This window comes from Aeromonas sp. 82P, from assembly GCF_051919365.1.
Classification (GTDB): domain Bacteria; phylum Pseudomonadota; class Gammaproteobacteria; order Enterobacterales; family Aeromonadaceae; genus Aeromonas; species Aeromonas veronii.
Map to the genome: position 1 here is coordinate 2,928,861 of NZ_JBQBEV010000001.1, position 25,152 is coordinate 2,954,012.

24 protein-coding genes are annotated in these 25,152 nt (G+C 58.1%); 8 read left to right on the plus strand and 16 right to left on the minus strand.

Going from position 1 to position 25,152, the window contains the following annotated elements; all coding sequences use genetic code 11:
- Window positions 1-2: 2 nt before the first annotated feature.
- The gene (locus ACTG2S_RS13330; RefSeq protein ID WP_257123145.1) at window positions 3-1,643 is read left to right on the plus strand and encodes an EAL domain-containing protein; all 1,641 of its coding nucleotides are present in this window, start codon (window positions 3-5) and stop codon (window positions 1,641-1,643) included.
- Here ACTG2S_RS13330 and ACTG2S_RS13335 read toward each other — a convergent pair.
- The 9 genes from ACTG2S_RS13335 to ACTG2S_RS13375 all read right to left on the minus strand — a co-directional run bounded on the left by ACTG2S_RS13335 (window position 1,606) and on the right by ACTG2S_RS13375 (window position 9,765).
- Window positions 1,606-2,100: a hypothetical protein gene (locus ACTG2S_RS13335; protein WP_274160510.1), complete on the minus strand. Its 495-nt coding sequence runs from the start codon at window positions 2,098-2,100 to the stop codon at window positions 1,606-1,608. The genes ACTG2S_RS13330 and ACTG2S_RS13335 overlap by 38 nt on opposite strands.
- 175 nt (window positions 2,101-2,275) lie before the next feature.
- Window positions 2,276-2,638: a DUF2750 domain-containing protein gene (locus ACTG2S_RS13340; RefSeq protein WP_005337077.1), complete on the minus strand. Its 363-nt coding sequence runs from the start codon at window positions 2,636-2,638 to the stop codon at window positions 2,276-2,278.
- A 180-nt stretch (window positions 2,639-2,818) separates the two neighbouring features.
- Complete coding sequence (locus ACTG2S_RS13345; protein ID WP_019445536.1) at window positions 2,819-4,123, minus strand: inosine/guanosine kinase; 1,305 nt, start codon at window positions 4,121-4,123, stop codon at window positions 2,819-2,821.
- Window positions 4,124-4,309: 186 nt separating this feature from the next.
- Window positions 4,310-4,702 carry an MAPEG family protein gene (locus tag ACTG2S_RS13350; protein ID WP_043825191.1) on the minus strand — a complete coding sequence of 131 codons (393 nt, stop codon included), beginning with the start codon at window positions 4,700-4,702 and terminating at the stop codon, window positions 4,310-4,312.
- 34 nt (window positions 4,703-4,736) lie between these two features.
- Window positions 4,737-5,711 carry a ferrochelatase gene (gene hemH / locus ACTG2S_RS13355; RefSeq protein WP_274160511.1) on the minus strand — a complete coding sequence of 325 codons (975 nt, stop codon included), beginning with the start codon at window positions 5,709-5,711 and terminating at the stop codon, window positions 4,737-4,739.
- Window positions 5,712-5,809: 98 nt separating this feature from the next.
- On the minus strand, window positions 5,810-6,454 hold the full coding sequence (gene adk / locus ACTG2S_RS13360) for an adenylate kinase (protein WP_005337083.1): 645 nt from the start codon (window positions 6,452-6,454) through the stop codon (window positions 5,810-5,812).
- Between the two features lie 303 nt (window positions 6,455-6,757).
- Window positions 6,758-7,516 carry a tRNA isopentenyl-2-thiomethyl-A-37 hydroxylase MiaE gene (gene miaE / locus ACTG2S_RS13365; RefSeq protein WP_005346385.1) on the minus strand — a complete coding sequence of 253 codons (759 nt, stop codon included), beginning with the start codon at window positions 7,514-7,516 and terminating at the stop codon, window positions 6,758-6,760.
- 218 nt (window positions 7,517-7,734) lie between these two features.
- The gene (purF, locus tag ACTG2S_RS13370; protein ID WP_005351229.1) at window positions 7,735-9,255 is read right to left on the minus strand and encodes an amidophosphoribosyltransferase; all 1,521 of its coding nucleotides are present in this window, start codon (window positions 9,253-9,255) and stop codon (window positions 7,735-7,737) included.
- Between the two features lie 21 nt (window positions 9,256-9,276).
- Complete coding sequence (locus ACTG2S_RS13375; protein WP_005337086.1) at window positions 9,277-9,765, minus strand: CvpA family protein; 489 nt, start codon at window positions 9,763-9,765, stop codon at window positions 9,277-9,279.
- Window positions 9,766-9,773: 8 nt separating this feature from the next.
- Between ACTG2S_RS13375 and ACTG2S_RS13380 the strand changes: the two genes are divergently transcribed.
- Window positions 9,774-9,950 (plus strand): hypothetical protein, encoded by a 177-nt coding sequence (locus ACTG2S_RS13380; RefSeq protein ID WP_155395816.1) that lies wholly within the window; start codon window positions 9,774-9,776, stop codon window positions 9,948-9,950.
- A gap of 2 nt (window positions 9,951-9,952) precedes the next feature.
- On the opposite strand, the gene serS is transcribed toward ACTG2S_RS13380, so the two are convergent.
- The 5 genes from serS to lrp all read right to left on the minus strand — a co-directional run bounded on the left by serS (window position 9,953) and on the right by lrp (window position 16,791).
- Window positions 9,953-11,248, minus strand: coding sequence for a serine--tRNA ligase (gene serS / locus ACTG2S_RS13385; protein WP_005337087.1), 1,296 nt, complete (start codon window positions 11,246-11,248; stop codon window positions 9,953-9,955).
- A 306-nt stretch (window positions 11,249-11,554) separates the two neighbouring features.
- Window positions 11,555-12,892 (minus strand): replication-associated recombination protein A, encoded by a 1,338-nt coding sequence (locus ACTG2S_RS13390; RefSeq protein ID WP_274160512.1) that lies wholly within the window; start codon window positions 12,890-12,892, stop codon window positions 11,555-11,557.
- Entirely contained in the window at window positions 12,892-13,500 is a 609-nt protein-coding gene (gene lolA / locus ACTG2S_RS13395) for an outer membrane lipoprotein chaperone LolA (protein WP_041202312.1), read from the minus strand. The genes ACTG2S_RS13390 and lolA overlap by 1 nt, the downstream gene beginning before the upstream one ends.
- An 80-nt stretch (window positions 13,501-13,580) precedes the next feature.
- A complete protein-coding gene (locus tag ACTG2S_RS13400; protein ID WP_439982629.1) occupies window positions 13,581-16,097 on the minus strand; it encodes a DNA translocase FtsK 4TM domain-containing protein in 2,517 nt (838 codons plus the stop codon).
- A gap of 202 nt (window positions 16,098-16,299) precedes the next feature.
- Window positions 16,300-16,791 (minus strand): leucine-responsive transcriptional regulator Lrp, encoded by a 492-nt coding sequence (gene lrp, locus ACTG2S_RS13405; protein ID WP_005300047.1) that lies wholly within the window; start codon window positions 16,789-16,791, stop codon window positions 16,300-16,302.
- Between the two features lie 150 nt (window positions 16,792-16,941).
- Here lrp and ald point away from each other — a divergent pair, with 150 nt between their 5' ends.
- The 3 genes from ald to ACTG2S_RS13420 all read left to right on the plus strand — a co-directional run bounded on the left by ald (window position 16,942) and on the right by ACTG2S_RS13420 (window position 20,503).
- Entirely contained in the window at window positions 16,942-18,057 is a 1,116-nt protein-coding gene (ald, locus tag ACTG2S_RS13410) for an alanine dehydrogenase (RefSeq protein WP_076494667.1), read from the plus strand.
- Window positions 18,058-18,242: 185 nt separating this feature from the next.
- On the plus strand, window positions 18,243-19,193 hold the full coding sequence (gene trxB / locus ACTG2S_RS13415; RefSeq protein WP_274160514.1) for a thioredoxin-disulfide reductase: 951 nt from the start codon (window positions 18,243-18,245) through the stop codon (window positions 19,191-19,193).
- Window positions 19,194-19,255: 62 nt separating this feature from the next.
- Window positions 19,256-20,503 carry a diguanylate cyclase gene (locus ACTG2S_RS13420; protein WP_019445529.1) on the plus strand — a complete coding sequence of 416 codons (1,248 nt, stop codon included), beginning with the start codon at window positions 19,256-19,258 and terminating at the stop codon, window positions 20,501-20,503.
- Between the two features lie 108 nt (window positions 20,504-20,611).
- On the opposite strand, the gene ACTG2S_RS13425 is transcribed toward ACTG2S_RS13420, so the two are convergent.
- On the minus strand, window positions 20,612-21,082 hold the full coding sequence (locus ACTG2S_RS13425) for a glycine zipper 2TM domain-containing protein (protein WP_005337104.1): 471 nt from the start codon (window positions 21,080-21,082) through the stop codon (window positions 20,612-20,614).
- A 19-nt stretch (window positions 21,083-21,101) separates the two neighbouring features.
- Here ACTG2S_RS13425 and aat point away from each other — a divergent pair, with 19 nt between their 5' ends.
- From aat to infA, 3 genes are all read left to right on the plus strand, one after another.
- Entirely contained in the window at window positions 21,102-21,809 is a 708-nt protein-coding gene (aat, locus tag ACTG2S_RS13430) for a leucyl/phenylalanyl-tRNA--protein transferase (protein ID WP_019445527.1), read from the plus strand.
- Window positions 21,806-22,522, plus strand: coding sequence for an arginyltransferase (locus ACTG2S_RS13435; RefSeq protein ID WP_123173239.1), 717 nt, complete (start codon window positions 21,806-21,808; stop codon window positions 22,520-22,522). The genes aat and ACTG2S_RS13435 overlap by 4 nt, the downstream gene beginning before the upstream one ends.
- Before the next feature lie 68 nt (window positions 22,523-22,590).
- Entirely contained in the window at window positions 22,591-22,809 is a 219-nt protein-coding gene (infA, locus tag ACTG2S_RS13440) for a translation initiation factor IF-1 (RefSeq protein ID WP_005300033.1), read from the plus strand.
- A 68-nt stretch (window positions 22,810-22,877) separates the two neighbouring features.
- Here infA and clpA read toward each other — a convergent pair whose 3' ends face one another.
- On the minus strand, window positions 22,878-25,133 hold the full coding sequence (gene clpA, locus ACTG2S_RS13445) for an ATP-dependent Clp protease ATP-binding subunit ClpA (RefSeq protein WP_005337110.1): 2,256 nt from the start codon (window positions 25,131-25,133) through the stop codon (window positions 22,878-22,880).
- Between the last annotated feature and the right edge of the window lie 19 nt (window positions 25,134-25,152).

Below are 25,152 nucleotides of genomic sequence, written 5' to 3' on the forward strand. Positions count from 1 at the left end.
AGATGGTTCACAAGCTCGGACGTACCCTCTTTCTGATCGCCACCATAGTGACCATACCCCTGCTGCTCCTGCAAGCAGTTTGGTTGGCCCTTCAGAGCACACCGCTCACTTTGGCCATTATTCTGGCCACCACACTGCTTGGCATGATCCTGCTGTTGATGCTGGCCATCCGCACCATGGATGGCATGCTCCAGCATCAGGAGCTCACCTGGGTCAAGGCGATCAGGGGACGGGATCCCTCACAACTCGATGAGCCCGCCTCCCAGGAGGTGCTGCAACAGCTGCTGGAGCAGTTCGAAAGCGCCGAGCAAAGCGCTCATCGCCAGCTGACCGAACTCAGCAACCAGGCCACCACCGACGAGCTGACCCAGCTACTCAACCGCCACGCGTTTCGCCGCGACATGACCGAGTTGCTGCAGCGGGATCAGGACACCCAGACCGCGACCCTGGTGCTGATCCGTGCCACCGAGCTTGGCAAGATCAACGCCCAGCGCGGCTTCCAGTCTGGTGATGCCTATATCAAGGACATGGCCGCTCTCATCAAGCGGGTGGTAAGCCGCTTCCCGGGCAATCAGGTCTACCGCATCTCGGGGGCCGATTTTGCCGTGCTGGTGCAACCGGTGGCCAATATTCCCCCCCATCTGCTGGGGCAGGATTTGAAGGTGGCCTTCGATCACTATCAGGATCAGCACGAGCTAGAGAGCACCGGTTACTCGGGGCTGACCAAGCTCAGCAGCGGCCAGAAAATTGAAGCCGTTCTGGCCAGAGCGGATCTGGCGCTGGCTCGCGCCCAGACCGAAACCATCAACGGCTGGGCCATCCAGCAGGATGACAGCGCCTCCGATCTGCAGGGCCAACACCACTGGCGCGACGTGCTGACCGACGTGCTGGCGCAGGAGCGCCTCAGCTTTACCTATCAGCCGATCCAGCCCCTGCACCGCAGCATGCTGGCTTACAACGAGATCTACACCCGCTTCAGCGGCAATGACGGCACCGCCCTACCCACCGACACCCTATTTGCCATGGCCCAGCGGCTGGATATGGTGATGCGGCTGGAGCAGCTGGTCATTACCCACATCATGCGTCAGTACCGGGCCTTTGGTGCCAACCAGAGTCGCTGGGGGATCAACCTCTCCCCCAACCTGCTGCAAAACAGCGCCTTCCTGATCTGGCTTGACCGCCAGCTGCTCAAAGATCCCAATACCAGCGCCAATCTGGTGTTCGAACTGGATGAAGAGCATCTGGAACGCAACCTGACCGGCGCCAAGCGGGTGTTTGAACTGCTGCGCCGCAACGGCAGTCGCTCGGCCATCGCCAATTTCGGCAAGGGGATCGGTTCCTTTACCCTGTTTCGCGAGCTCAAGCCCGACTACATCAAGCTGGACCCGGCCCTGATCACCGGACTGGAGCAGGATCAGACCAACCAACAGTTCGTGCGGATGATCGTCGATGTATCACATCGGATGGGGTGTCAGGTGATTGCAGAGGGGGTGGAACAGCTTGGCCAGAAACAGCTGCTGCAGGGGATGTACGTCGATGGCTTGCAGGGCTATCTGATCGCCCGGCCGCAACCGCTGCGACCGGATATCAGCCAGCTGGGGCTCTTTACTGAGGATGCTTCAGCTTCAAAAGGGTCAGAATGATGTCATTGAGCTGGCGATAGCGCTCCAGCTCTTTCTGATCGTAACGGGTCGCCAAGGTGGTGGGGTTGTGGCGATTCTTGAGGTAACGGTTGATTTGCAGGCGATTGAACCCCGCCACCTGATAGACCTGGCCGAGCAGGGTATTGAGTTCATCGTGCTCCAGACCGGCTCTGGCCAGATAGTCCCCATCGGCGGGACTCTCGGTCTGGTGGCTCCACTTAGCAATACGGCCGCTCTCTTGCAGATAGCTGAGCCACTGCTCGATATAGAGCGGTTTGCACCCCGCCAACAGGTTGAAAAAGCCCACCGCATCGCAACGACAACCGTTCAGGAGCACGACAGCCAGCTGATCATCATCGCACTGGAAGGTCACTGGCCCGGCTTGCGTCCAATCCAGCGCCTGCACCCGAATGCTGGCCTTCTCACCCGCAGCTCCCGTTACGTCGAATACAAACATGGCGCTCCTCCCTTGGCAAAAGGTTGATGATGGACCATCCCCCTGACAGGTGCAAAGGCAAATCGGCTTTTAACTCATCAATCGGGCCATTCGACCATAAAAAAGACCGGCACCCTCACGGAGGCCGGTCTTTGTCCCGATGGCCTGTGTGTTCAGGCCATCAATGGAGGCGCTTTCAGGCGTCCAGTTCAACCAGTGCCTTGGCCAGCTCGATGGGTTCGAGCTCCTGGCCTTCCAGATCGGCGTTCCAGTTCGGGCCGACCAATACATCGTCTTCATCCAGATCGTTGATCCAGATATCGAGAAACTCTTCCAGATCGATCACTTCCGGCTCGTAATCGGCCCACTCGTCGACGCAGTGCAGACGGGCGTCCTCTTCGGCAGACCAGAGCGGCATCACGTCGGCATCTTCAAATTCGGCGGAGCGGCAGACGACCCAGTCTTCCCCATAGCGCAGGCCCCACACCTGACCCGACTCGCGGACTTGTTCGATAAACAGTTGGAAATTGGCGTCAAGGTTGTCGTTAAGCATGCTCATGGGATTCTCTCTTTCTTTCGGGTGCTGCGGCATTGTCGGGCGACAATACGATGGCCAAATGGTGTCGTAAAAGTGACATGGACTCAAGCATATTGGGGTTATTCCGGGGAAAAAGCCGAGATAACTCCCATTTGCCTGCAAAAACGCCTCCCGATGGAGGCGTCTTGCAGATTCAGGAGATCAACGCTCCCAGTAAACCTCTTCCAGGCTGTCCTCTTTCTCCGGCAAACCGCGGGAGAGACGGGGACTGCTCTGGGCCAACACCTCGTAGCTGACTCGGTTGGCGTATTTGCACACTTGGGCCAGTGAGGAGTAAGTCAGGAACTCGGAGATGTGCTTGGCGGAGTTGGGCACATTCATCCGGTGATAGGAGTTAGCCACCATGTCGTGCAGCACGGCGGAAAGGGCACCATCCCCTGCCCCGTTGGTGTTCTTGATCTTCTCCGGGCCACCCATGTACGGGGAGATGTGGGAGTAGATGCGGGCCGGTTTGCGGCACTTGGCGCGGGCCATCGGGCGGCTGAACTCATACATGTTGAACTCGGGGATGACGCCCGGCAACAGGGTATGAGTGGTCTCGCGCTTGTAGTCCTCATCGGTGTAGCTTGCCATGTAGAGGCCGATGGGGCCAGCAGTACAGAGCACCATGTCGGCCCAGTCGAGCGCCTTGTCGGCAGCACCGAGTGGATCAGCGATACCGGTCAGGGCTTCACCTTCGTCTTCGTTCATCGCCAGCACGGTCACGTTCTCGGCAATGAAGTCGCGCCACCACTGGGGGTTTTCGTCGATGACGAAACGGGTGCCCAGGGTCAGCACCACGGGAATACCGGCCTCGCGGGCATAACGCACCGCTGTCATGGCCGCCTCTTTCATCGGATCACCATCGTCACCGCGTACCAGATAGGCGGTGATAACCAGTGCAGACGCACCTTTGATCACATCCTCCGGAATGTGCTGCACATCCAGCTGGTTCATCTTCCCGGCGTTGATGCCGAAGCTGCGTTCGCCGCACTCGGTAATGAAAGTGAAGCAACGGCCGATGGGGCCATCCACCGGCTGCAGATAGTCCAGATTGACGCGGGAAGAGGTGTTGCACAAATAACGGTAGGCGTAGCAGCCGATGCGAATGTCCTGACTCATCACACCCAGCAGGATGGAGTGGGAATCGGCCAGTACCGAGTAGTTGTGTACCGTGTTGCCGATGGTGCCACCGGCAAACTCGCTCACTACCATGTTGTTGGCCTTGAGCTCGTCATAAATCCGTTCGGCTACATCATCACTGATGACGACGGAGTGCCCCTTGCTCAGACCATAACGGGTCAGAAAGTCTTCATCCACATGGGCTTCGATATCAACCAGGGTCTGATCAATCCCGACGACGTAGGCTTTGCCCAGCTCGGTTAACAGGGGATTTTGCGGAACCAGGGGATCGCGTCTGTCGACAGGGAAGTAGTGTTTGGACTTGCGCTGACCGGGAAATTTCATGGCAATGTTCTGTGCTCTGGGGGAAAGAGGGGCGGGATTTTAACACAATCCGCCGCCCCGAAAAGTCGCCCTGTTTAAATAATGGAGTCAGTATAGACAAGGCCTGCAAGGAAAAACGTTTGCCTTTTCACCATAAAAAAACCACCCTGCCCGGGGTGGTTCCATAGCATAAAAAAGCGTCGGTTTTCAGGCGGCCGCCATCCCCTGCAACAGGGCCAGCAGCGAGAAGAGGCCGAGGGCTAGCCAGAACAGCAAGGTGCCCAGAAAACGGGGCACATTGGGGGCTTTGGGGATCTGGATGCCAATGGCATGCAGGATGCGGCCGACCAACAGCATGGCGCCACCGGCATGCAGCCAGAGCGCAGCGGCACCGGAGAGCTCGCACAGCGCCATCAGCAGCAGGGTCAACGGCACATACTCGGCAAAATTGCCGTGGGCCCGGATCGCCGCCAGCAGTTCGGGGGCCTCCCCCTGCCCTATCATCACCCCGAACTGGGCACGACGTCTGACCACCCAGAAGGAGAGCCCCAGAAACAGCAGCCCCAGCAGACCTGCATAAATCAGCGTGATATGTACCATGACTCGACTCCTTGTTTGACTGACTGCCGGTCACTCATGCCAATTCGCGGCAGATGAGCGAGACCATCATCCTGATATGGGCCTGATCGCTGTTGAGGGCCGGAATATATTCAAACCGCTCGCCACCGGCCTCCATGAAGATCTCCCGATTCTGTACCTGAATTTCCTCAAGGGTTTCTAGGCAGTCGGCGGCAAAGGCGGGGCAAATTACATCGAGCCGCTTGATGCCCGCTGCAGGCATACCGGCGATGGTCACGTCGGTGTAGGGCTTGAGCCACTCCTCCTTGCCAAAGCGGGACTGGAAACTGGCCGTCCACTGCCCGGCCTCCAGCCCGAGCGCCTCGGCCAGCAAGCTGGCGGTATGGCGACACTGATGACCATAGGGGTCCCCTTCCTTCTCGTAGCGCTCGGGAATACCGTGGAACGACATCAGCAAGTGATCACCCTGACCGTGCTGCTCCCAGTGACGGCGAACGCTCATGGCCAGCGCCTGAATGTATTCGGGATGGGCGTGATAATCACGAATGAGCCGTACCACCGGCAGATTGCGCTCTCTCTTCATCGCCTTGCCCCAGGCATCAAAGACCGAGGCGGTGGTACTGACCGAATATTGCGGATAGAGCGGCAACAGGATCACCCGGTTGACCCCTTTGGCCTTGAGCGCCTGCCAGCCATCATTCACTGACGGGGAACCATAGGTCATCGCCAGCTCCACCGGCACCTCGACCCCCTCCCGCTTGAGCTCCTGCTCCAGTGCGGCGCGCTGCTGCTTGCTTATCACCATCAGCGGCGAGCCCTGCTCGGTCCACACCTGCTGATAGAGCTTGGCCACTTTGGGCGAGCGCGTCGGCAAGATGATGAAGTGGAGCAGCGGGCACCAGAGGTAACGGGGCAGGTCCACCACACGGGGATCGTGCAGGAACTGGCTGAGGAACGCTTTGACGGCAGCGGTGGTCGGTGCGGCTGGGGTACCCAGATTGACCAGCAATATTCCGGTTTTCGTGGTCACGTTGGCTTCCTGTCTATCTGTCATTATGCAAAAAGGGCCCGACAGGGCCCTTCTCTTTATTTATCTGATGGCACGGGAAACAGTGCCGGCAGCAAAGATCAGCCCAGAATGGTGGCAAGCTGCTTGCTGACCAGATCAACCGGCTGGGTGCCGTCGATCTTGACGTAACGGGTGTGGCCCGCTTCCGCCTCTTTGCCGTAGAAACCGATCAGCGGCGCGGTCTGCTGATGATATACATCCAGACGCTTGCGTACTGTGGTCTCTTCGTCGTCGGCGCGGATCACCAGATCTTCACCGGTCACGTCATCCTTGCCTTCCACTTTCGGCGGGTTGAACACCACGTGGTAGGTACGGCCGGAGCCGGAGTGAACGCGACGGCCGCTCATGCGCTTGACGATCTCTTCGTCCGGCACATCGAACTCCAGCACGAAATCAACCACGACACCGGCGTCCTTCATGGCTTGCGCCTGGGGAATGGTGCGCGGGAAACCGTCCAACAGGAAGCCTTTGGCGCAGTCCGGCTGAGCGATGCGCTCTTTGACCAGACCGATGATGATGTCGTCAGAGACCAGCTGACCTGCGTCCATCACAGCTTTGGCTTTCAGACCGAGCTCGGTGCCCGCTTTGATCGCCGCACGCAGCATGTCGCCGGTGGAGATCTGGGGAATACCGTGTTTTTCCATGATGAACTGAGCCTGGGTACCTTTGCCGGCGCCCGGAGCCCCCAACAGAACAATGCGCATACACGCTCCTATTGATTGGTTATTCAAATCTTGCGAAGGCAAAAAAGTACACGGTTTCGCCCGTTTCTACAAGGGTGAGCCACTTGAATGAGCACTTTATCACCACAATAACCGGCTGATCGAACAGGATTTCATCGCAAGGGGAAGACGCAAAAATAGCCAGGGATTCAGCATAGAGTGCCAAAAGCAGGAAGGACGTACGACAGAAAAAAAGATCCCGGCTCAGGGCCGGGAATTGCGCTCAAAAGTAACTACTTGTCGCTCGTAGTAGGAACAGGGCAATAGTAGTTTGCCCCCTGTGCGTCAACAACTGTCAGATGTGACAGGCAGGCCGCTATGAAACCGGAACTGGGGATCCGGCGAGCAGATAAGCTCGGCTTCCAGCTTGCCAAAGAAGGCTACCCGTTCGCTGATATCCTCCCCTGCGTACTGTTCGGCCAGGCTCAGGTAATCCTGATAGTGGCGCGCTTCGGAGCGCAGCAAAGAGACATAGAAGCGGCTCAGCTCTTCGTCCAGATGGGGCGCCAGCTTGGCAAAGCGCTCGCAGGAGCGGGCCTCGATGTAAGCGCCAATGATCATCTTGTCGACTATGGTGGCCGGTTCATGGGTGCGCACATGCTGCATCAACTGGCGGGCATAGCGGGAGGCCGTCACCGGCCCGTATTCGATGCCGCGGGCCTGCATGATCTCCAGCACCTGCTCGAAGTGGTGCAGCTCCTCCTGAATAAGTCGCACCATGGGAAACAGCAGCGGATTGCGCTCCAGCTCGGCAAAGACGGTGCGATCAGACTCCCCCATGCTGCGTTTGCCCAGGATCTCGGCCTTCTCCGGGATGGCATCCAGCTCGCGATAGAACTCCAGCTTGGGCAGCAGATGGCGCTTGCCCTTGGGCAAGCAGTAGCGGCGCACCAGACTGTGGGCAGTGAGTGCGGCCTTGGTCTCGCAGTTGGCGTGATCGATGAGCAGGGTCGGTAAACGGGCCGGATCCCGCGCCATCTCCACCCACTCATCCGGGGTCTCGCACTGCAAAAACTGGCGCACTGGGGCTAGCAGATCATCCATCTAAACTCTCGTTTGTTAAACACGCCGGTTAAAAGCGTATCGGTCATATATGTTGCCGCCTATGCTAGCGGATCCCACTGGCGATGCCCATATCCGGCAAGATAAACGGATGTTTTTCAAACAGATACCCCCTACCCCTTCTGCCGGTGCGAGGTAGAAACGACAATGGGGGCCACAGGCCCCCATCTCGCTATCCCATCCGGCAAAACCGCAAACGTTTAACTACCTTCGTTAAAAATTTCCAGATTGCTGGTGCCTTCCTGCCATTCACGCACCGCTTTGGTGTCATCGTTGCGCAGGGCGTTGAGGTGATCCAGATAGGACTGGTCCACGTCGGAGGTGACGTAGTGGCCATTGAAAACCGAGGTCTCGAAGTGACGCAGATCCGGGTTGATCTCCCGTACGGCGGCTTCCAGATCTTCCAGATCCTGGAAAATCAGGCCGTCAGCGCCAATCAGCTTGCACACCTCTTCCACTTCGCGGCCGTGGGCGATCAGCTCGTTGGCAGTGGGCATATCGATGCCATAGACGTTGGGGAAGCGAATTTCCGGCGCCGCCGAGGCGAAGTAGACCTTGGCTGCTCCTGCTTCACGGGCCATCTGGATGATCTGCTCGGACGTGGTACCACGCACGATGGAATCATCCACCAGCAACACCTTCTTGCCCTTGAATTCGGAGCTGATGGCGTTGAGCTTGCGACGTACCGACTTCTTGCGCTGGGTCTGGCCCGGCATGATGAAGGTACGGCCGATGTAGCGGTTCTTCACGAAGCCCTGACGGTATGGCAGGTCGAGGGTATGAGCGATCTCCAGCGCCACGTCACAGGAGGTCTCGGGGATGGGGATAACCACATCGACGTCGAGATCTTCCCACTCGCGGGCAATCTTCTGACCCAGCTTGCGACCCATGTTGAGGCGGGCGGCGTAGACCGAGACCTTGTCGATGCACGAATCGGGACGGGCGAAATAGACATATTCGAAGATGCAGGAGCTCATCTGCGGGTTCTCCGCACACTGCTCGGAGAAGAGTTGGCCCTGCTCGGTGATGTAGATGGCTTCACCCGGCGCAATATCCCGCACCGTCTCGAAACCGATGGCGTCGAGTGCCACGCTCTCTGAGGCGAGCATGTACTCCACCTGGCCCTGCTCGTCCTGACGACGACCGAGGATCAGCGGGCGAATGCCGTTGGGATCGCGAAAACCGATTAGACCATGACCAATCACCAGCGAGACCACCGCATAAGCGCCGCGGATCTGCTGATGGGTTCTGCGCACCGCGGCGAAGATATCTTCGGGGCGCAGGGCCATCTTGTCACAGCGATCCAGCTCGTGGGCCAGCACGTTCAGCAACACTTCCGAATCGGAGGTGGTGTTGATGTGGCGGCGGGCGACCTTGAACTGCTGCTCCTTGAGCTCCTTGGCGTTGGTGAGGTTGCCGTTATGGGCCAGCACCATGCCGTAGGGCGAGTTCACATAAAAAGGTTGGGCTTCAGCGGCACTTGAGCTACCTGCGGTGGGATATCTGACATGACCTATGCCGATGTTCCCTTGCAAACGCTGCATGTGGCGCACTTCAAACACGTCCTTCACCAGGCCATTGGCCTTGCGTTGCCGGAAGTTTCCACTATCAATGGTCACGATCCCGGCGGCATCCTGTCCCCTGTGCTGCAACACCGTCAAGGCGTCGTAGAGGGCCTGATTGACGGGGGTGGTGCCAACTATACCGACAATACCACACATGTCTTTGCTACCTCGAAGTCACTATACCTGTTTAAGAAAACTGGATGAGTTCAACATGAACCCGAAAAACCACTGGATCACCGGCTTGAACTCCGGCACCAGCTTGGACGCCACCCACCAGTCGCTCTGGGAGAGGCTGGTGAAGGTATCCATGAAAAAAAGCAGGGCACTGACGATCAGCACCCCGCGAATTGCACCGAAGCAGACCCCCAGCACCCGATCGGTACCGGAGAGACCCGTCTTGTCCACCAACAGGCCCACCACATAGTTGACCACGCTGCCGAGGATCAGGGTCGCCACAAACAGCGCCGCGATGGCCAGACCGTTGCGAACCAGCGCGTCGGAGAAGGAGGTGAAATAGACGGCGAGATCGGGATAGAAATGGCTGGCAATAAAGAAGGCGACGAACCAGGTGACAAGAGACATGGCCTCCTTGACGAAGCCGCGCACCAGGCTGATGAGAGCAGAGAAACCGACGATGCCGATGATGGCGTAATCAATCCAGACCATAGAAAAAGATGTCCTGCGAAATTGCGGCGCAGTCTAACAAAAACGATTGCGCATTGCTTGATAAAAATGTGTTAACTGTTCAAAGCGACGCCGAAAAGCCGCATTTTTTCAGCACTAAAACGGTTGATCGGCGCCAGAATGCACAACGCCATGGCAATGCCATGGCGTTGTGGTCAGCGGCGTGAACTTACCCGATATGGGTCAGGCCACCCATGTAGGATTGCAGCGCAGCCGGGATGGCGATGCGGCCATCTTCCTGCTGGTAGTTCTCCATCACGGCAACCAGGGTACGACCCACCGCCAGACCGGAGCCGTTCAGGGTGTGCAGCAGCTGCGGCTTGCCGTCGATGCGCACGCGAGCCTGCATGCGGCGCGCCTGGAAGTCGGTGCAGTTGGAGACAGAGGAGATCTCGCGGTAAGTGTTCTGGGCCGGCAGCCACACTTCCAGATCGTAGGTCTTGGAGGCGCAGAAGCCCATGTCACCGGTAGAGAGCGCCATCACGCGATACGGCAGCTCCAGCAGTTGCAGCACCTTCTCGGCGTGACCCACCATCTCCTCCAGCGCATCCCAGGATTTCTCCGGGTGAACCAGCTGAACCATTTCGACTTTGTCGAACTGGTGCATACGGATGAGGCCACGGGTATCACGACCGTAGGAACCGGCTTCAGAGCGGAAGCAGGGGCTGTGAGCGGTCATCTTGATTGGCAGCTCTTGCGCGTCAAAGATCTCGTCACGGGCCATGTTGGTGAGCGGCACTTCGGAGGTCGGGATCAGGGAGAACTTGCGTACCTTGCCCTCTTCTTCCCCTTCACCTTCGATACCAGTATTGAACAGGTCCTGGGCAAATTTCGGCAACTGGCCGGTGCCATAGAGGCTGTCCGGGTTCACCAGATAGGGCACGTAGCACTCGGTGTAACCGTGCTGCTGGGTGTGCAGATCCAGCATGAACTGAGCCAGGGCACGGTGCAGACGGGCAATCTGGCCCTTCATCACCACGAAACGGGTACCGGAGAGTTTGACGCCGTTCTTGAAGTCAACGCCCTTGGCCGCTTCGCCCAGATCGATATGATCGCGTACCGGGAAGCTGAACTCGCGCGGGGTACCCCAGCGACGCACTTCCACGTTGTCGTTCTCGTCACGGCCAACCGGGGTGGTCTCGCTCGGCAGGTTGGGGATGGCGTCGGCAATGGCTTTCAGCTGGGCCAGCAGGGCATCCAGCTCGACCTTGCTGGTTTCCAGCTCGTCGTTGATTTTGGTCACTTCGGCCTTGAGCGGGGCAACATCTTCACCACGACGGGCAGCTTCACCGATGGATTTGGAGCGGGCGTTGCGCTCGGCCTGCAGCTCCTGGGTACGGGACTGCAGATCCTTGCGTTTCTCTTCCAGAGCGTTGACAGCCGCTACGTCCAGAACGTAGCCACGTGTCGCCAGACGAGCGGCAGCCTCTTCGATATCGCTGCGCAGATATTTGGGATCCAGCATGGTTTACCTACTTTTTTAAAATGGGATCTGGGCCTGAGTCGTCATGACGGGCTGGGAAACAGATCCGGAAGTTAACATCGGTTGGCGCACCCCAATCGTCTTCAGAATCGGGCCTTAACTATCAGGCCTTCGAGATCAAGAAGATGGCGCAAGGCCAAGACAAGCGGGGTCAGACGGGCAGTGTAGCAGACCGCCCCCCCGCCCGAACAGGGACTATTTGTGTCGTTTTTACCGACTTTGGCACGCAAACCGTCCTGCATATTCAAACGCCTGACCAATTTTCAGCCACGCGGGGTAACAAAGGGGCTATTTGCCCCGTTGCTGCGGACTTTGCCTGTCCAGTTCATGGAGGTAATCGAGCTTCTGGCCAATCTGCTTTTCAAGGCCGCGATCGGTGGGCTGGTAGTACTGCTTGCCCGCCAGCTCGGGCGGGAAATACTGCTCGCCCGCAGCATAGGCGCCCGGCTCGTCATGGGCGTAGCGATACTCGGCGCCATAGCCCAGATCGCTCATCAATTTGGTCGGCGCATTGCGCAGGTGTACCGGCACCTCGAAGTCAGGGAGATTTTTGGCATCATGAAGCGCCGCCTTCCAGGCGGTATAGACCGCATTGCTTTTCGGGGCGCAGGCGAGATAGACGATCGCTTGGGCGATAGCCCGCTCCCCTTCCGCCGGCCCGATCCGATGGAAACAATCCCAGGCCGACAGGGCGACCTGCATGGCGCGCGGATCGGCATTGCCCACATCTTCCGAGGCAATCGCCAACAAGCGGCGGGCAATATAGAGGGGATCGCAACCGGCGCTCACCATGCGGGCATACCAGTAGAGCGCCGCATCCGGCGCCGAGCCGCGAATGGATTTGTGCACCGCGGAGATGAGGTCGTAGAAGTGATCGCCCCCCTTGTCGAAGCGGGCCACGTGCTCCCCCACCACGGCAGCGAGCAGGGCACTGTCGATCACCCGCGCCCCTGTGCTGTCGGTTTCGGCCATGTCGGCCAACAGCTCCAGATAGTTGAGGGATTTACGCCCGTCCCCATCCACCGCCTTGGCCAGCGCGTCTTTGACGCCGGGGGCGAAGGTGAGTGCCGGATCCTTGAGACCACGGGGATCGGTCATCGCCTGATCGAGCATGGCGAGAATATCGCTCTCCTCCAGTCGCTTGAGCAGGTAGACCCGGGCTCGTGAGAGCAGTGCGTTGTTGAGTTCGAACGAGGGGTTTTCGGTGGTGGCACCGATAAAGGTGATGGTGCCATCTTCGATGTGGGGCAGGAACACATCCTGCTGGCTCTTGTTGAAGCGGTGCACCTCATCCACAAACAGGATGGTACGCACCCCGCGCCAGCTGTTCTCCTTCGCCTTGTCGATGGCGGCGCGGATCTCCTTGATACCGGAGGTGACCGCAGAGAGTCGCTCCACTTCCGCCTGACAGTAGTGAGCCATCAACTCCGCCAGCGTGGTCTTGCCGGTACCGGGCGGCCCCCACAGGATCATCGAGTGGCAGTGTCCCGCCAGAATCGCTTTGCGCAGGGGCTTGTCAGCCCCCAGGATATGTTGCTGACCGATATACTGGTCGAGGTTTTGCGGCCGCATCCGGGCCGCCAGCGGACGAAAGTCCGATGAGAAATCCAGCGAGAGATTGCTCATTAGCGCTGGTCGTCCAGCTCGACCCCCTTCGGGATCTTGAAAACAAATTCGTTGCCCTTGAGCACCGGCTTGCGGTTGAAGCTGCTCAGGGTGAATTCACTCCACTGCCCTTGCGCCTCTTTCACATCGAAACGACTGATGTTGTCTTGTCTGTCGAAGGTGACACGGAAGGAGGCGATCAGCTCATCCTTGTTGCGGCTGGTGACGGTGTAGACATCGCCCTGCTGGGTCACGTCATAGTTCTTCCAGAACTTGTCGTCATTACCGGCGATCAAGATAAAGGGGGTGTTGAGCACCGCATCTTTCAGCTTGAGGGCGGTGACCTGCTCGACGAAGGGATCATAGACCCAGACATCCTGACCATCGGCCACGATCAGGCTCTCGTCCGGCGAGGTGGTGTGCCAGTTGAAGCGGTTTGGCCGCTGCACCAGCAGATCGCCGCTGGCCTTTTGCAGCTCTTTGCCCTTGCTGTCATAGACGGTCTGGGCAAATTTGGCGGAGAAGAGGCTGACACCCGCCAGCTTCTGTTTGAGATCGCTGGCCGCATCGGCCCACACCTGACTGCTGGCCATCAGCAGCACGGTACCCATCAACAGTTGTTTTTTCATCACGCTCTTCATAAAGACGCTCTCGATAAAAGGCCACGCCCGCGGAGGGCATGGCCAGGGATAGTATGAAACGATGAGGCTTAGTCCCGCACCGGCGGCGGTGCCAGCACGTCGCGCTGACCATTGCCACCCGGTGAGCTGACGATGCCCTGATTCTCCATCTGCTCGATGAGACGGGCTGCCCGGTTGTAACCAATCTTGAACTTGCGCTGGACGCTGGAGGTCGAGCCACGGCGGGACTCCACCACAAAAGCGACCGCCTCGTCGAACAGGGGATCGAGCTCTTCATCGCCACCACCGCCATATTCGCCGCTGCCACCTTCGCCCCCCGACTCACCGGAGAGGATCTCCTCGATGTAGTTCGGCTCGCCGCGCAGTTTCCAGTCTGCCACCACCTTGTGCACTTCGTGGTCATCGACAAACGCACCGTGTACGCGGGTCGGGTTGGAGGTCCCAGCCGGCATGTAGAGCATGTCGCCCATGCCGAGCAGAGATTCAGCGCCCCCCTGATCGATGATGGTGCGCGAGTCGATCTTGCTCGACACCTGGAACGAAATACGGGTCGGGATGTTGGCCTTGATAAGACCGGTAATGACATCCACCGACGGACGCTGGGTCGCCAGAATGAGGTGAATACCGGCGGCCCGCGCCTTCTGGGCGATACGGGCGATCAGCTCTTCCACCTTCTTGCCGACGATCATCATCATGTCGGCAAATTCGTCCACCACCACCACGATGTGGGGCAGCTTCTCCAGCTCCGGCGGCATCTGATCCATGGAGTCACCCGGGCGCCACAACGGATCCAGCAGGGGTTCCCCCTCCTCGATGGCGGCCAGTACCTTGTCGTTGTAGCCCTTGAGGTTGCGCACCCCGACCGCCGACATCAGCTTGTAACGGCGCTCCATCTCGCCCACACACCAGCGCAGGGCGTTGGCGGCGTCCTTCATGTCGGTCACCACCTCGGTCAGCAGATGCGGGATCCCTTCGTAGACCGAGAGTTCCAGCATCTTGGGGTCGATCATGATAAAGCGCAGATCATCGGGGGATGACTTGTAGAGCATCGAGATGATCATGGTGTTGACCCCCACCGACTTACCTGAACCTGTGGTACCGGCCACCAGCAGGTGCGGCATCTTGGCCAGGTTCACCACCACCGGCTCGCCGGCGATGTCCTGACCCAGGCCCATGGTGAGCGGGTTGCGGCTATCGCGGAAAGCATCGCAGTCGAGGGTTTCGCGCAGATAAACGGTCTGGCGCACCCGGTTGGGCAGCTCGATACCGACATAGGTTTTACCCGGGATCACTTCCACCACCCGCACGCTGCTGGCAGAGAGGGAACGGGCCAGATCGCGAGAGAGGTTGGTGATCTTGCTCGCCTTCATGCCCGGCGCCAGATCCAGCTCGAAACGGGTAATAACCGGACCCGGATAGACACCCACCACCTTGGCCTGCACGTTGTAGTCGGCAAGCTTGGCCTCCACCAGACGCCCCATGCGATCCAGCTCATCCTTGCTCATCATCTGGGTCTTGGCTGGCGGTCTGTCGAGCAGTTCGATACTCGGCAACGGCGGCAGCGTAGATTGTGGACGACGCTTGGGCTTGGTTGGTGCGACGACTACCGGCGCGGCGACCTCGTCGTCCCCTTCGGCCCACGGCAGATCCAGATCGTCCTCATCATCGTCATCGGCCACAGCCAGTACCGGCTGACGGCGCCCATTGGCAGCCGCCACCGCACGTTTCGGTTTGGCAGCTGGCGCCGGCTCGTCATCCTCATCATCAAACTGGGGATCGAACTCGAAGGTATCGTCGTCGAGTTCCGGCAGCCACTCTTCGGAGGCAGCCTTCTGGTTCTTGGCCTTGGGCTTGCGCGTCCAGCTGGTGTGCGGCTCATCTTCCTCGTCATCAAACGCGATGGCCCCTACCCCGCCTTCCAGCAAGGGATCCGGCCCCTCGTTGCGGGGTTGACGCCAGCCACCGGTCAGCCAGCGGCCGAGGGTGGTCGGGAAGTGGTAAACGGCGCTGACCGAACCGGTACAGGCCGCACCGATCTGCTCGACGATGGTGAGCCAGGACCAGCCGGTAAACAGAGTGATGCCGGTTGCCACGAAGCAGAGCAGCATCAGGTTGGCCCCGACGCCGCCAAACAGCGGCACCACTGCAGAAGCGATCACATCCCCCACCAGACCACCGGCGGAGAAGTTTTGCATATCGTTGAAGTTCATGCTGGCAATGGCCGACATGCCAAGCAAGGTCAGGATAAAGCCGATGATCCGCACCCCCAGGGTGAGGTAATCCACATCGAGCAGACGGCTCGGGCGCCAGAACAGACTCCAGCCCAGCAGCACCACCAGCGGCGGCACCAGATAGGAGAAGGCACCAAAGGTAAACATGGTGATGTCGGCGAGCCAGGCACCGGCACTACCGGCGAGGTTCTTCACCTCCCCTTGCCAGGAGGTCTGGGACCAGCCGGGATCAGCGGGATGATAGGACAACAGGGCAAGCAGAAGATAAGCAGCCATCAGGGTGATGGCGATCAAGACGGCTTCGAAGATCCGTTGTGTACCTGATAAAGGAGTAAACAGCTTTTTATCGGCCAAACTCCGGCTCCTTTCTGAAAACATGTAATGCAGGAAATAAGGGGGCCTAGTATCCCCGAAAAGCCCATCGATTGTCAGCCAGAGCCTGATGAGACGGGGCCATATTTGCAATTATCTTTACAAGAAGAAACGAGCGGACCGGCCGCTCGTTTCTAACTGTCATGGTGTCTCATATGGAAAAGATACCACGGTATAACCTGCTTTATCGGGTGCTGATCACCAGACGACTGCTCTGCTTGACCTCTTCCATCACCACATAGGTGCGGGTGTCATTGACACCGGGCAGGCGCAGCAGGGTTTCCCCCAACAGACGGCGGTAAGCCGACATGTCGCTGACTCGGGTCTTGAGCAGATAGTCGAAGTCACCGGAAACCAGATGACACTCCTGGATCTCTTCGAGTACCTGAACAGCCTTGTTGAACTGTTCAAACACATCAGGCGCCCCGCGATTGAGGGTTATCTCTACGAACACCAGCAGAGATGCGTCCAGATAATGAGGGTTCAGAATAGCGGCATATCCTTCGATATAACCTTGTCGCTCGAGGCGACGAACCCGTTCCAGACACGGTGTAGGACTCAGGCCAACTCGCTTGGACAACTCAACATTCGAAATCCTGCCATCCTTTTGCAGTTCATTAAGAATGTTGCGGTCAATCCTGTCCAAATCCTTTAGCCGACTCTTAGCTTCCATCATTTTATTCCATCCTTTGGCTATTTTTTGGTAAGAATCACCAGTCATTTTATAATTATGGTCACAAATCCTGTCAATACCTGAATATACTAGGCGCAAATGTTGGTTAACATTTTGGCAACATGAAACACCAATCTATAGACGAGGGATAGCATGATTATCGGTGTACCTAAAGAGATAAAAAACCATGAATACCGCGTAGGCATGGTTCCGGCCAGTGTACGTGAACTGACAGCACGAAACCATACTGTTTTCGTCCAAAGCGGTGCTGGAAACGGCATTGGCTTTAGCGATGCAGATTATATCGCTGTTGGAGCCGAAATTTTGGCCTCTGCAGCAGAGGTTTTCGCCAAAGCCGAGATGATCGTCAAGGTCAAGGAACCTCAGCCTGTCGAATGTGCCATGCTGCGTCCGGGTCAGACCCTGTTCACCTATCTGCATCTGGCGCCAGACTTGCCCCAGACCGAAGCCCTGCTGAAAAGCGGCGCCATCTGTATCGCCTATGAAACCGTCACCGACGGCCGTGGCGGCCTGCCCCTGCTGGCCCCCATGTCGGAAGTGGCCGGACGCATGTCTATTCAGGCGGGTGCCCAGGCGCTGGAAAAATCGCGTGGCGGTAGCGGAGTGCTGCTTGGCGGCGTACCCGGTGTCGAACCGGCCAAGGTGGTGATCATCGGTGGCGGCGTGGTCGGCTCCAATGCAGCCCGCATGGCCATTGGCCTGCGCGCGGATGTGACCATCCTCGACAACAACATCGATACCTTGCGTCGTCTTGATAACGAGTTCCAGGGAGCAGCCAAAGTGGTCTACTCCAACAGCGAGACGCTGGAGCGCCATCTGCTGGCGGCCGATCTGGTCATCGGCGGCGTGCTGGTACCGGGTGCCACTGCGCCAAAACTTGTCCGCCGTGACCACATTGCGCGCATGAAGCCGGGTTCTGCCATCGTCGATGTGGCCATCGATCAGGGCGGCTGTGTGGAAACCTCCCACGCCACCACCCACCAGGATCCGACCTATATTGTCGATGAGGTGGTGCACTACTGTGTCGCCAACATGCCGGGGGCGGTGGCCCGCACCTCGACCGTGGCGCTCAACAATGCCACTCTCCCCTTTATCATCAAGCTGGCCCAGCAAGGGTATCGTCAGGCACTGCTGAGCGACCCCAACCTGTTGCACGGGCTCAACGTGATGGAGGGCAAGCTCACCTGCAAGGAAGTGGCCGTGGCACATGGCCTTGCCTACACGGATCCTCTGACCCTGCTGAACTGATCTGCGCTGGCCTGCGCCAGTTGGAGATGAGTGAAAATCCGCCCGCGATGGGCGGTTTTTTTATCCCTTTATTTTGCATGTCACCCCTTGTGAACACGATTAGCGCAATCGACTCACCAGCCTTTGACCCCGGATCACGAATTACCTACAATCGCGCAAACTCATCACATCCCGGAAATGACATCATGAGCCAAGTCACTCACAGCAAATTGCTGATCTTAGGGTCAGGCCCGGCCGGTTACACCGCGGCCGTCTACGCCGCCCGCGCCAACCTCAATCCCCTGCTCATCACCGGCATGCAGCAAGGGGGTCAGCTGACCACCACCACCGAAGTGGAAAACTGGCCAGGTGATCCGGAAGGGCTGACCGGCCCTGCCCTGATGGAGCGCATGAAAGAGCATGCAGAGAAGTTCGACACCCGCATCCTGTTTGATCACATCAACAGTGTCGAACTGGCTCAACGCCCGTTCCGTCTCAAGGGCGACAACGGCGAGTACACCTGCGATGCCCTGATCATCGCGACCGGCGCCTCCGCAAAGTATCTGGGCCTGCCCTCCGAAGAGGCCTTCAAGGGGCGCGGTGTCTCTGCCTGTGCCACCTGTGACGGTTTCTTCTACCGCAATCGGGAAGTGGCGGTGATTGGCGGCGGCAACACCGCAGTTGAAGAAGCCTTGTATCTGGCCAACATCGCCAAGAAGGTGCACCTGATCCACCGCCGCGACGAGTTCCGGGCCGAGAAGATCCTGATCAAGCGTCTGCACGACAAGGTTGCGAGCGGCAACATCGTGCTGCACACCCACCAGACCCTGGACGAAGTGCTGGGTGATCAGATGGGGGTCACCGGTGTGCGCCTGCGCAACACTCAGGACAACAGCACCAGCGAGCTGCCGCTGATGGGCGTCTTCATCGCCATCGGCCACCAGCCCAATACCCAGATCTTCGATGGCCAGCTGGAGATGCAAAACGGCTATCTGAAGGTACGTGGCGGCCTCGACGGTTTTGCCACCCAGACCAGCATTGAAGGAGTCTTCGCTGCTGGCGATGTGGCCGACCACAACTACCGTCAGGCGATCACATCTGCCGGTACCGGCTGCATGGCAGCCCTCGATGCCGAACGCTACCTCGACGCGCAATAAATAAGCGTAGTTGTGATATAAGGCATACCAGTCGGTATGCCTTTTTTATTTAAAGGAGTCTAATGAAACAGAAGATATTGATTGTCGAAGATAGCCTGACCATCCGCCGTATGCTGACTCAGGCCATTGCCCAGCAAACTGGCCTCGAGATTGACGCCTTCGATACCCTCGAAGGTGCCCGTCACTGCCGGGGCGAGGAGTATGTGGTCGCGCTGGTGGACCTGACCTTGCCGGATGCGCCCCGTGGCGAAGCGGTCAACGAGCTGCTGGCTCGAGGTTTGCCGGTAGTGATCCTCACTGCCGACATCAGCGAGGATAAACGTGCCGCCTGGCTGGAAACCGGCGTGCTGGACTATGTGATGAAGGATTCGCGCCACTCGCTGCAATATGCCGTTAGTCTGGTGCACCGCCTCTATCTCAACCAGTCGATCGAAGTGCTGGTGGTCGACGACTCACGCACCTCCCGTCACCGCACCATGGCCCAGTTGCGCAAGCAGTTGTTGCAGGTGCATGAGGCCAGTCATGCCCGTGAAGCGATGGCGATGCTGGAGCAACACCCGGACATCCGGCTGGCACTGGTCGACTACTATATGCCGGATATCGATGGCATCAGTCTGGTGCGGATGCTGAGAGAGCGATACAGCAAGCAGCAGCTCGCGATTATCGGGATCTCGGTCTCGGACAAACGCGGTCTCTCTGCTCGCTACCTCAAGCAAGGCGCCAACGACTTTCTCAACCAGCCGTTCGAGCCGGAAGAGCTGCAGTGTCGGGTCAGCCACAATCTGGAAGCGCTCGAGCAGTTCAACAGCATTCAGGAGTCAGCCAATCGTGACTACCTGACCGGTCTCTACAACCGGCGCTACTGGTTCAACGAAGGGCAAAAATGGTTTGAAGAGCATCAGCGCCAGCAGACGCCTCTCGCACTCTGTGTGCTCGATGTGGATCACTTCAAGCAGGTCAACGATCACTGGGGCCATGCCATCGGCGATCAACTGCTTTGCCATCTGACCCGGCTACTGACCCAGTTCTTCCCCGATGCCATGATCGCCCGGTTTGGTGGAGAGGAGTTTGCCATGATGGTGCCTCACTGTACCGTCCCCGTGTTGATCAAGCGTCTTGAAGGGCTGCGTCAGCAGCTGCGCCAGCAACCCTTGTCACCGGAAACCCCGCTCTTTGTTCGCGCCAGTTACGGCGTGATCAGCGTCGGGCGGATATCCATGGACGAGGCGCTGAGCGTAGCGGATCGGCTGCTCTATCAGGCAAAGAACACCGGTCGCGACAAGATAGTCTCTCAAGAGATAACTATCTGAATCCTCAGGGCATCAGTCCCGTGTATTACCGCCCGACAGACTTTCCAGCAGGAGAGTCTGCGGGTTCCTTTCCCGCCACAGTCTCCCCATCACCATGACTATCGAAAGTCAGTAAGTCTTGTCGACCCGCACCCCATCATCGAAGTAGAGAATGCGCACCTTGTCTCCATTGGCAAAGACCATGGCGGGATCATAATCCTGGATCACGTTGATAAGGGCATTTTGCTCGTTGCGGATCAGCAGCTCCACCAACTTGTTTTCCACCACGGTTCCCCCGGACTGGTATTGTTGCGCAGCTGCAGCTCCCGCCAGCGCCCCGACGGCGGTGGCGATCTCACGACCATGACCGCCGCCAAACTGGTTGCCCAGCAGACCGCCCAACACGGCACCACCCAGCGTCTTCCAGCCAGAGTGCTCGGACTCCAGGATCTGGCGCTGGGTAATATTGCGCACCGTTTCGACCTGACCAAACACCACCTGATTGACGGGCCGCGCGGTATTGCGCTGGTAGACCTCCGCCCCGGCAGGCGCCGTGACAAAGCAGAGCAAGCTGGATACTATCAGGATAATGGCCTTCATCTATAAACCTCGTTGCCTTATGTCTCGCTATCTTACCCAACTGGATGATGAGCTTTGCTGGTTTCCCGACCCCAGCCATGCGCTGGAAGAGCCCAACGGCTTGCTGGCGATCGGCGGGGATCTCTCCCCTGCCAGATTGCTGGCAGCTTATCACAAGGGGATCTTCCCGTGGAATGAACCCCACCAGCCGACCCTGTGGTGGTCACCGGATCCCCGCGGAGTGATCCGCCCAGACCAACTCCATGTGGGACGGACACTGCAGAAGATTATCCGCCGTACCCCATTCGATATTTCCGTCAATCGCGCCTTTAATGAAGTCATTACCGCCTGCGCCGCCCCTCGTCGCACTGCCGATGGCACCTGGATCAGCCAACCCATGATCGAGGCCTACCAGCAGTTGCACCGGCTGGGTCATGCCCACTCTATCGAGATCTGGCAGGAGGGAGAGCTGCAAGCGGGGCTGTATGGCCTATCTATCGGCCGACTGTTTTGCGGTGAATCCATGTTCAGCCGGATTGATAACGGCGCCAAACTTGCCATGGTGGCACTCTGTCGCCACTTCGCCCGCCATCGCGGCGCTCTCATCGATTGCCAGATGCAGAACCCGTTTCTGGCGACCCTGGGTATCGAGGAGTGGCCAAGGGCCCGTTTTCTGGCCGAGCTGGCGCGCCTTGGCCATCAACCACTGTTGGCTTCCTGCTGGCAAGAGGGGGAGATCAGCCTATGACTGAAGAAGTGATCCTTAAAGTAGGGCTGACTCCCAAGCATCCCTGCAGTTATCTGGACCATGAACAGGAGCAGTTGCTGGTGCTGATGGATCACAATCTGCTCAACGCCAACGGTTACGAGCGATTGTTGACTGCCGGTTTTCGCCGCAGTGGCAACGACATCTATCGTCCCCACTGCCCGGCGTGCCATGCCTGCCAATCCCTTCGTATTCACAGCGAGCACTTTCGCCCAAGCCGCGGCCAGAAGCGGATCCGCCAACTCAACCGGGATATCGAGATCGTCCTCAGTTACGATGACAAGCCCGAGTATTACCTGCTCTACGAACGCTACATTCGTGAGCGCCACCACGATGGCAGCATGTACCCGCCCAACCGCAACCAGTATCGTGGTTTTCTCCATTGTGACTGGATGCCGCCGCTCTACCTGGAGATGCGCAAAGAGGGCCGTCTTATTGGCGTGGCTACCACAGACCTGCTCCCCCACTCCTTGAGCGCCATGTACACCTTCTTCGATCCGGACTATGCCGATCGCTCCCTGGGCACCTTTGCCATCCTCTGCCAGCTCGATCTGGCCAAGCGAACAGGGCGAAGCTGGCTCTATCTTGGCTATCTGGTAGAGGCGTGCCGCAAGATGAATTACAAACGCAATTACCTCCCTCATGAGCTGTTAATTCAGGGGGAATGGAAAAATATCGACACCAAGCCCGAGTAAACTTTACACATAGCCTTAAATCCGGCATGATCCAGCGGTTTTTTGTTGTGGCTTATCAAGAGGATTCAATGGCTAAAGAAGACAGTATTGAGATGCAGGGCACTATTCTCGAAACCCTGCCCAATACCATGTTCCGTGTGGAACTGGAGAATGGTCACGTGGTTATCGCTCATATTTCAGGCAAGATGCGCAAAAACTACATTCGTATCCTGACTGGAGACAAAGTAACGGTAGCACTGACTCCCTACGATCTCTCCAAGGGACGTATTGTTTTCCGCTCTCGCTAAGCCAGGAATTCAGCAAAAAACCCCAACCTTTCGGTTGGGGTTTTTTGTCGTTTTCTGATCGCTGACGCTTAGTGGGAAACAGCTTCAACATTGACCTGAAAATCAAAGCTGAGGCTGTCATTTACCAACTCAACCTTCACAATTCCCCCGTCAACCAGTGAACCGAACAGGATCTCGTTGGCCAGGGGTTTCTTGAGGTGCTCCTGGATCACCCGACCCATCGGTCTGGCGCCCATGGCTCTGTCATACCCCTTCTCCGCCAACCAGTGGCGGGCACGCTCGGACACCTCGAGAGAAACTCCCTTCGCATCCAGTTGAACCTGCAATTCGACAATGAACTTGTCGACTACCTGATGGATCACCGTCATATCCAGATGGTTGAACCAGATGGTGTGATCAAGCCGGTTACGGAACTCCGGACTGAAGGTCTTGTTGATCACCGCCATGGCATCGTGGCTCAAATCCTGTTGCTGGAAGCCAATCGATTTGCGTTGGGTCTCCTGCACACCGGCGTTGGTAGTCATGACCAAAATGACGTTACGGAAATCCGCCTTGCGCCCGTTGTTGTCGGTCAGGGTTCCGTTGTCCATCACCTGCAACAACAGGTTGAACACATCTGGGTGAGCCTTCTCAATCTCGTCGAGCAACACGACGGAATGAGGATGCTTGATCACCGCATCAGTCAGCAGACCACCCTGCTCAAAACCAACATAGCCGGGAGGCGCACCAATCAGACGTGAGACGGTGTGACGCTCCATGTACTCGGACATATCAAAGCGCAGCATCTCCACCCCCAGCGCCTTGCCCAACTGCTGGGTAACCTCGGTCTTGCCCACCCCGGTCGGGCCAGCGAAGAGGAAGCAACCTACCGGGCGACGCTCGTTACCCAAACCTGAACGAGAGAGGCGAATCGCATCGGTCAGCACCTCGATGGCTTTATCCTGACCAAAGACCACCATCTTCAGATTGCGCTCCAGGTTCTTCAGCACCTCTTTATCCGAGGAAGAAACAGATTTCTCCGGAATGCGGGCGATCTTGGCCACTATGGACTCAATCTCCTGCACATTGATAACTTTCTTGCGCTTGCTCGCAGGCAGCAACCGTTGACCAGCACCCGCCTCGTCGATCACGTCGATCGCCTTGTCGGGTAAGTGACGATCATTGATGTACTTGGCAGAGAGCTCGGCAGCTGCACGGATCGCCTTGGCGGTGTAGCGCACGCCGTGGTGGGCTTCATAGCGACTCTTGAGCCCCATCAGGATGCGCGTGGTGTCATCGATAGTCGGCTCGACAATATCGATCTTCTGGAAGCGACGGGCCAGCGCACGGTCTTTCTCGAAGATCTGGGCGTACTCCTGATAAGTGGTGGATCCCACACAGCGGAGCAAACCATTGGAGAGCAGCGGCTTGATCAGGTTGGCAGCATCCAGCTGACCACCGGATGCCGCACCGGCACCAATGATGGTATGGATCTCGTCGATAAAGAGGATGGCCCCTTCCTGACGCTCAATCTGCTTGAGCAGTACCTTGAGGCGCTTCTCGAAATCACCACGGTACTTGGTGCCCGCCAGCAGAGAGCCCATATCGAGCGAATAGATGGTACTGCCCGCAATCACCTCGGGCACATCGCCTTTAACGATACGGTAAGCCAACCCTTCGGCAATGGCGGTTTTACCCACGCCCGCTTCACCCACCAGCAGCGGGTTGTTCTTGCGACGACGGCAGAGCACCTGAATGGTACGGTTGAGCTCCTGATCACGGCCAATCAGCGGGTCGATGCGCCCTTCCAGCACCAGCTGGTTCAGGTTGGTTGCAAAGCTCTCGATCTGTGCGGCCGAGACATCATCATCAGACTCGGGATTGTTATTGCTGCCGAGATCCGGCTTGCTGTCCTTGCGCACCCCGTGGGAGAGGAAATTGACGACGTCGAGACGGCTGATCTCGGCTTTTTTCAGGAAATAGGCAGCTTGTGACTCCTGCTCACTGAAGATAGCGACCAGCACGTTGGCGCCGCTGACTTCGGTATTGCCGGAGGATTGCACATGGAAGACGGCACGCTGCAACACGCGCTGGAAGCCCAGTGTCGGCTGGGTTTCACGATCTTCATCGTCGCGCGGTATGAGCGGAGTAGTTTGGGTGATGAATGCGCGGATCTCCTTGCGCATCTGCTCGACATCGGCACCACAGGAGCTCAGCGCCTCATGAGCTGAACTGTTATCCAGAAGGGCTAACAACAGGTGCTCGACGGTCATGAATTCGTGGCGCTCGTCACGGGCCAGTTTGAAAGCCTCGTTCAGCGTCTTTTCTAGATCTTTATTCAACATAGGCACCTCCCCTAGTACA